Below are 8514 nucleotides of genomic sequence, written 5' to 3' on the forward strand. Positions count from 1 at the left end.
TGGTGTCGGCGTGGGTGTGGGTGTGGGTGTGGGTGTGGGTGTGGGTGTTGGTGTGGGTGTTGGTGTGGGTGTGGGTGTGGGTGTGGGTGTGGGTGTGGGCGTGGGCGTGGGCGTGGGTGTGGCAGCAGGCGCTTGCAACGCATAAGCGGTTGACCCGGGCACAAACGACAGGCTCCAGCCTGCAGGTTGTGTGGTGTTGGTAAATGCACCTGAGGTGCTGGCAAAGTTTATGACTGTGAACGTGCTGCCTGCGCTGGGCACAAAGCTGGCATACGAGCTGATGTTCAACGTGCCGTTCAACGCGGCATTGCCCGTGACATTGACATAGTCATATCCCGTGCCTTGTGCTGTGCCGCCCAACTCCAGATTCAGCACACTGGCAGCGTTCAGATTAAGGTTGCCATTGACAGTCAACGCACCTGGCGAGAACCCGGGTGCCAAGGTGGCGCTGCCTATGGTCACATCGCCAAACACATTGCCAAAGCCACTGATGGTGCCACCATTGAGGGTGACATTGCCAGTGACATCCCCATGGCTAAGCTGCAAGCTGCCACCCGACAAGGTCAAGCCGCCTTGAAATTGGGTATTGCTGCCACTCAAAGCAACCAAACTGCCCGTGCTGGTGACAGCTTGGGTAAACACCAAACCTGACCCCAGCTCCATGGTGCCAGAGTTGGAAATAGGCGTGGTGAATGTGCGGCCTGAGAGCTTCATGGTGCCCGTGTTGTCAAGTGCGCCGGTTGAAGACCAGGTTAACCCTGCCCCACCCACTGCATCAAAGATGCCCGTGCTGGTGGTGGAGACCGTGCCGCTGCCGGCGTAAGTGCCACTAAGCAGCCGCAGCGTACCCGCCACACTCAAAGTGCCGTTATTGGTGAGGCTGCCACCATCCAGCGTGAAGCTGTTGCCGCTGCCCAGCGTGTTGCTGCCAGTCAGGGTGACAGCGCCACTTTTCACGGTGAGTCCACCCACAGGCAACGAAGTGCCTGCAAAGGTCAATGCCACATTGGGGGCACTCAGCTCGCGCTGCCCACTGCCAGCAAACACCAAATTGCCGCCCGAACTAAATGTCCAATTGCCGGCCCCTGTGACGCGCCCACCCGACCAATTGAGCGCTGAAGTGGAGCGCTGCAAAGTGCTGCCGGTGGTCAGGTTCAACTCGCCATCTATCAGGTCAGCCACGGTGCCCGTCAAACCCAACGAACCAGAGACTGCCAAGGTGCCAGAGTTACTGAAGTTGCCATTGAGCGAACCGCTTAAGCTGGCCACGCTCCCCAAGGCGTTGGTCAAACTGCCACCCCAAGTGAGTGAGCTTGCCGTCAAGGTGCCTTCGTTGACCAAGCTACCGGTGCCGGCCAGCACCGTGCCCGTACCCAGGTTCAAACTGCCCCCAGCAGCCACGCGCAAGGTGGCATCCAGCACTGCGGTGCTGCCTGACACCGCTGCGGTTTGACCGCTTGGCACCACCAACGAGCCCGCGCCACTCAACGTGCCACCCGTCCAGCTAGCGCCGGCGTTGGCCGTGAGGGTGCTGGCTGAATTGAGCACCAGGGAGCCCGCAGACACATTCAAAACGCCCCCTGCGGTGTTGATGCCAGAGAGCGTCAAGGTGCCGCCAGACACCGTCAATCCGCCGCCAAATGCGCTGCCAGTACCCACCGTCAAAGCGCCGCCACTGACCGTCAGCCCGCGGGTGCTGCTAAAACCCTTGATGCTGTAGTTGCCACTGCCCAGCACCAAAGCCCCCGTGCCGGTGTTGATGGTGACAAAGTCGTTGATGCCGGGCAAGATGCCAGCGCTCCAGTTGCCCACATCCGTCCAGCTTGAGCCATCGCCACTGCCGATCCAGCCACCGAACACACTTGCAGTGCCCAGTGTCAAGGTCAGACCAGTGCTGGCATATGCGGTTTGGGTCACCGATGGCGCTCCGTTAACCAACGCAAACGCACTGCTTGCAGTGGTGGTGCCAGAGCTCACCATGCTGACGCTGCCGCTAGTAGCCGTGCCGCTTAAAGTGAGCGTGCCACCGTAATTGACGTTACCAGAAACCGCCAGCGCATCGCTGACCGTGCCTGCACCCAAAGCATCAACTTGCACCTGCAAGCTGCCGCTAGCCCCTAGCAAGAGGTTGCCGTTCAAAGTCAACGTACCCACCGGGGACGCAGCTGTCCCAGGCGCCATGGTGCCGTTGTTGGTGAGCGTAGACCCTGACATGTTCAACGTCCCCAGACCGGTGATGCTACCGTTGTTGGTCAAAGCCCCGGTGTGGGTCAAGGTGGCACCAGCGGCCACTCGCAATTCACCGCTGTTCACGCCAGCGCTGAAGCTGTTGACTGCCATGTTGCCAGCCCGCACGTCAATCAAACCCGTTAAAGTATTCTCAATCGCGCCGCCGCTGTAGACCGAGAGCGTGCCGGTAGGGGTGTCAAAAATCAGCGTGCCTGCGTTGGTCAGCAAGGTGCCTGTACCTGAAATGGAACGGTAGCCATAGCTGCCGTTCATGTTCAAGGTGCCGTTGTTGATCAACGTGCCAGCCGAAAGCGCCCCATTTGTCCAAGTGGAACCTGTACCCGCCAAAGTGATGCCACCCGTGTTGGCCAGATTACCCCCTGTAAAGGTCAAGTTGCCGATGACATTGACAGCGCCTGTGCCATTGACTGTGCCACCGCTCACCTCCAAATTGCCAATCGTGATGGGGCTGGCAAAGGTCAAAGTGCCGTAGCCCCCATCAGCAAAAGTCAGGCTGTTGTTGGCCATGCCGTTGATCGTCATGGCGTAACTTGAGACATTGCTGATTCGTCCTGTGCCAGTGGCCACAAACCCCGCGCCCAGCGTCGTGGCGGCGGTGGCGTTGGAGGCCAAGGTTGCACCTGCAGCGATGTTCAACGTGGCGTTAATCACACCACCCGCATGGCTGACTTGAAGTGTGCCAGCTTGAACATTCACCGATGAACCAGCCCCACCTGAGCGGTTGGAGAAATTGGTGTAAACCGTGTCATTGGCAGCGTTGGCATTGAACACGCCGTCCATGGCCCAAGCCTGCGTGGTGTTCCAAAACGAGCCACCAGCATTGGCGTTCACAGAGACACCACTGCCCAACGCCAGGTTCGCTGTGGATGCGTAATAGTTCGGCGACACAAAGCGAAGATTCCCAGTACCAGACCCGACAAACTCAATGGCACCCACACCGCCAATGGTTTGCGTGCCCGAGCCATCAATGTACAAATAGGTGCTTGAACCTGTGCTGTCAAGCAGCACCTTGGCTCCACCAGATAAAGTCAGACCGTTTTGCAAGACCAGCGTTGAACCATTTTCAACCGTCATATTGACACCCAATGTCACACCATTGAGCGTGCCGTAGACAGAGCTTAGCCCCACACCACCGCTGCTGGCGATCGTGCCGCCCGCGATGCTTCCGTAGGAATTCAGTTGCAATTTGCCACTGCTGCCGGCCAACGTCAAGGTTTGCCCAGTGATATCCAAAGCGCTGGTGAGCACCGCCGTGCCGCCCTGAAAGTCCAAAGACTCAATGTGTGCTTTGCTTACCCCAGACTCCAAGTTCACCGTGGCACCGGCGACCACCGGCAAGCTGCCAGTGAATGTGTACTGGCTGCCATTGAAAGTCAACACACCACCCGCCTGCAAATTTAACCCGCTGGCTGCGCTGGTAAATGGCGAGCTTCCCAGCGTGAGCGTGCCACCTGACCCCACGGTGATGGTGCCCGCGTTGACAAACGCTGTGCTGCCATACCCATACAGCTGCAAGAAACTGTTGGAGCCCACGCCAATGCTGCCGTTGTTGGTGAAAGTGGTTGCATACAAGGATGAAGATGCACCAGTACCGCTGGCCAGCAACGTGCCGTTGTTGACCACTGAGCCGGTGCCATAACCATACACATTGAAGATACCGTTGACTGTGATGCCTGAACCAATGGTGATGGTTTGGCTGGCGTCGTAGCCGTAAATCAAATAGCCGCCAGTGCTGTTGATGGTGGCCGTGCCTGAGACAGTGGTCAGGTCTTGTGCGCCAGTGGTGTTCCAGTACCAATAGCCAGAATTTTTATCCACCGTGATGCCATTGGCCAGCTTGAGGTGGTTGGCTATGAATGTGGATGAACCCGTCTTGAAGGTCAGGTTGCTGCCCAGTGTGATGCCGTCTAGCGTGCCTGAGTTGCTGAAAAACTGCGTTGCATCACCGCTGATCAAGGTACCGTTTTTCAACGTGCCTCCGGTCAAGCCGGTTAATCCGCCCGTGCCCAAAATGCCGCCAGAGCCAATGTCAAACGTGCCTGAACCCAAATCCAACACACGCAACAAATTGACGAAACTGCCGCTGGTTCGGTTGAAATGGCCGGTACCGAGCTGGGTGGTTAAGTTGGCCAGTGTGGCGTCAAAAGACACATCCAGCGTGCTGCCAGCTGCCAGGTTCAAAGTTCCGCTGTTGCTGAATGTGCCTGTGGCAGTGCTGTCACCCACTCGAAGCGTGCCCGACTGGATGTCAATCACGCCGGTGCTGGCGTTGACCAGGTTTTTGCCGGTCAGGTTCAGCGTGCCGGTGCCGGTTTTTGTGATGGTGCCGTTGTTGGTGAATGTGGTCGGTGCAAGGGTGCTGCTGGCTGTGGCCGCGTTGATGTTGATTTGGCCGTTGTTGACCACCGCACTATCTGCTGCTGTACTGTAAAAAGAAACTTCACCATTGAGTGTGATGCCAGAGCCTATGGTGATGGTTTGGCTGGCGTCGTAGCCGTAAATCAAATAGCCGCCAGTGCTGTTGATGGTGGCCGTGCCTGAGACAGTGGTCAGGTCTTGTGCGCCAGTGGTGTTCCAGTACCAATAGCCAGAATTTTTATCCACCGTGATGCCATTGGCCAGCTTGAGGTGGTTGGCTATGAATGTGGATGAACCCGTCTTGAAGGTCAGGTTGCTGCCCAGTGTGATGCCGTCTAGCGTGCCTGAGTTGCTGAAAAACTGCGTTGCATCACCGCTGATCAAGGTACCGTTTTTCAGCGTGCCAGTCAACGCACTGAGGCCACCCGTTTTGAACACCCCGGTAGAGCCTATGTCTAGCACGCCCGTTTGCATATCCAGCACGCCAGTCACATTCACTGCGCCGGCAGTTCTGGAAATATTGCCAATGTCGGCAAACTTGAAATTGTCACCCAAATTCAGAATACCACCAGTCAGAAAAATCCCTTTGCTGGTCAAACTGGTGTTGTTCCAGGTGGCACCAGCCGAACTTGAATCAAAGTTCAATGTGCCTGCACTGAGGTTGATGACCCCGGTGTTGAACATCCCGGAGAGTTGCCAGGTTTTGGTGGCGTCGCCCGCATTGAGCGTGCCTGAGAAAGCAATGGTTTCACCACCGTAATAGCCCAGATAACTGGTTGAGCCACCCGTGCCACTGAGGGTGATGCCCGAGCCAATGGTCAATGTTGTGACGCTACCCAGGTTGCGGTACAGACTGCTGTTGCCAGTAAACACAATGTTGCCGGTGCCGCTGATGGCTTGACTGTTGTCGTAGCGCAGGTTGGAACCATTGCCTAAAGTGACTGTGTTACCTGAGAGGGCGAACCCATTGCGGAAATAGTTGGTGTTGGTGGTTGCCACATTCACTGCCAACACCACATTGTCAAAAGTAGCATTGTTGGCATTCAACACACTACCATTGTTGGTTGAAATCGTGCCACCGTTCAACGCCAAAGTGGCATTGACCACACTTGCCACGCCACCAGTGGCTGCCATGTTTGCATTCAAAACCAGATTCAATGCCCCGGAACCCGATGCAGTGATGGAGGCATTGATGGTGATGCCATTGTGGGCATTGAGCGTTAACGTGACTGGGTTGGGGTTGGTGCCAGTGACCGTGATCGCGTTGTTCAACACAATGTCGCCCAACTGCGCGCCACCAGCACTGGTGTTGATGGTGACATTGATGCCGCTGTTAAGCGCTGCCTCGATGGTGGCCACCGTCACAATGGCTGAATCGGCCGTGGTAGATATGATGGTTTCCACTGAGCCTGACTGCGAAACATTAGCATCAGGCCCCGTAGTTTGAATCGTGACATTGTTCGGGTCCAGCAACCACTGCCCGCCCTGACCCGCCGCCGCGCTGGCATCCGCCACGCGGGTCACATCCAACATGCGTTTGCCAGAGGTTTCAATGTAGCCACCATCCCCACCCAGCGCGCCGCCTTTGGCCGCCACTTGGCCATAAATGCGCGCCGTGTCATTGGCCCAGACCACCACCAAGCCGCCATTGCCACGTAAGTCGGCATTGGCATACAGCGTGGCAGTGCTGGCAATGTAGGTGACCTGGCTGTTGATGAGGTTGGGGTTGAGACCCTGCCAGCCACCACCGACCAGAATTTCACCCCCCCCCAGCTCGCCTGAAGCATCCAGCCTGGCCCCCTCACCCACCAGCACGCGGCCGCCCGCACCAATGCGAATGCTGCCACCCACGCCGGTGCCGCCTGCCGGGCTGGCAGGTGCAGCGGGGTTGACCGGTAGCGCAGGGGCGCTGGGTGCCGGGCGTGCAGGCACGGGTGAGGTGGGGGTTAGTGGTGTAGCAGGGTTGGGCACCGAGGTGCGTTGACCCAGAGCCGCGCTGCGCACCAGACCTGCAGCGGCACCCAGAGCCACATTGGCCAGCGCACTGCTGCCCGCTGCTTCGTCTGGGGTTGCCATTTCGGCAGTGGCCACCACAGGCGCAGGCACTGCGGCTTGTGCGGGCTCTGCCGGGGGCTGAGCTGGCGCTTGATTAACTACATTTTTTATAGCTGGTTGCGCTTTATTTACAAGCGCTAGAGGGCTATTTTGTTGATAATTATTAGCTTCAACCAGACTGGTGGGTTTGACCGACACCACGCCCTGCACCAGCACCTCGCCACCATTGGCCAAGCCTTGGGTGTTGGCCGCGGTGATGCTGATCTCGCCCCCGGTGCTGCCTTGTGAGCCAGTGGCCGTGACCTCGCTGCTGGGTGAGAGTTCTACACGCTGCGCCGCTTTCAGGATGATTTTGCCGTTGACCCCCATCACTGCCGAGCTGGCTTGAATGCGTCCGCTGTTTTTCACCAAACCGCCGTAAATGGAGATGTGCTGCGCCATCAACGTGCCCAGGTTCACGGCTTCTTCGGCACTGTTGCTGATTTCAACGCGGATGTTGGGGCGGTCGATGTCGGCCACCTCCACACTGCGGCCAGCGGCCAGCAAAATCTTGCCATCTGGCGCTTGAATCAGGCCAGAGTTTTCAATTTTGGGCGCCACCAGCAGCACCTCGCCCCCCACGGCGGTGGTGATGCTGCCGTGGTTTTGCAGGCCACCGGCGCCCGGGGTGTCGGTGAAGTGGAGTCGGTTGTTTAAAAAGTCGTCGTTGGACAAGCGCAGCGTGCTGGCCACCAACCCGGCCACGTCCACCTGAGCGCCAGCGCCAAACACAATGCCGTTGGGGTTGACCAAAAACACCCGCCCGTTGGACTGCAGCTTGCCCAAAATGGCCGAGGGGTCAGCCCCCACCACCCGGTTCAACACCTGGCTGGCGGCGCTTTGCTGCACAAAGCGGGTGAGCTCGCCACGGTCGATGTTGAACTACTGCCAATTGATGATGGCGCCCGGGCTGTTGGTCACGGTCAAAGCTTTGCCCGCCTGTGTGAACGTGGCTTGGCCATGCACCACCTGGGGCACCTGTGGGTTGGCCAGCAACGAGCTCGCGGCAGTGGCGGTGAGCAGCGCCAGCAAGGGGTGAAGTTTGAAAGGTGCGGTGTGTGACATGGTGAGACTCCCTGAATTTCTTAAAACATCCAAGCCATCGAGGCATGCAATTTTTGCTCCGAAGCGGCCGGGCCATGGATGCCTGTCACCCCTTTGAGCACATAGCCCCAATCCATGCGCAGTGTCAAATGGCGGCCATACGCCGCACGCAAACCCAGCCCCATGCTGCTGATGGTTTGGCTGGGAATTTCACCCGCTGCAGGCTGGTTGCGCAGCACCCGTGCGCCTTCAATGAACCCCAGGGGAATCATGCGCCAGGGGTCCAAACTGATGGCCGGTGCCCACACTTCTGCGCCTGCGCGCAGACCCGTGTCGCCGGCAATTTCACGCTCGCCAAAGCCGCGCACACTGTCGCTGCCACCCACGCCAAACTGCTCTGCAGCAATCAACAAATCAGACGTGCTTTGTGCCGACAAGCCCCCGCGCAGCATCCACTGCGAGGCCCAGCGTTCGGTGTAGGCCAGGCTGACTTTGAGCGTTTGAAAGCCAGCATCTGCCCCGGTCCGACCACCTGGCTGGTTGAAATCAGCCGTGCTGCCGTTGGAGCCACCTGGCAAGTTTTTCAGCCAAGTCAGGCTGGTGGTAATGTCTCGCTGGGGGGTGTGCCAGGAGCGGGTGTAGCTTAACGTGAAAGAACGGCGTATCCGGGCGAGTGTTACCCTGACCCCGCCCTGGTCAAAAGCAACGCGACAACAGTGATTCGGTCAGCGACTCAGACAGGAGTCGGTACAAACCCGTATTTGGTCA

At 58.3% G+C, this 8514-nt stretch carries 3 protein-coding genes; all 3 read right to left on the minus strand.

Annotated features, from left to right (window positions below):
* Positions 1-7578 (minus strand): filamentous hemagglutinin N-terminal domain-containing protein (locus PHT20_RS15740; RefSeq protein ID WP_301021267.1); only part of this gene is annotated, 7578 nt, incomplete at its 3' end.
* Positions 7579-7584: 6 nt separating this feature from the next.
* Positions 7585-7767: a hypothetical protein gene (locus PHT20_RS15745; protein ID WP_301021265.1), complete on the minus strand. Its 183-nt coding sequence runs from the start codon at positions 7765-7767 to the stop codon at positions 7585-7587.
* 20 nt (positions 7768-7787) lie between these two features.
* A complete protein-coding gene (locus PHT20_RS15750) occupies positions 7788-8324 on the minus strand; it encodes a ShlB/FhaC/HecB family hemolysin secretion/activation protein (RefSeq protein ID WP_301021266.1) in 537 nt (178 codons plus the stop codon).
* Positions 8325-8514: the final 190 nt, after the last annotated feature.

Origin of the sequence: Rhodoferax sp. (assembly GCF_028715765.1) — a bacterium.
GTDB lineage: Bacteria > Pseudomonadota > Gammaproteobacteria > Burkholderiales > Burkholderiaceae_C > Rhodoferax.

Coding starts and splice junctions, on each gene's coding strand:
- PHT20_RS15745 (WP_301021265.1), bottom strand. CDS start 7,767: ATGTCACACACCGCACCTTTCAAACTTCACCCCTTGCTGGCGCTGCTC.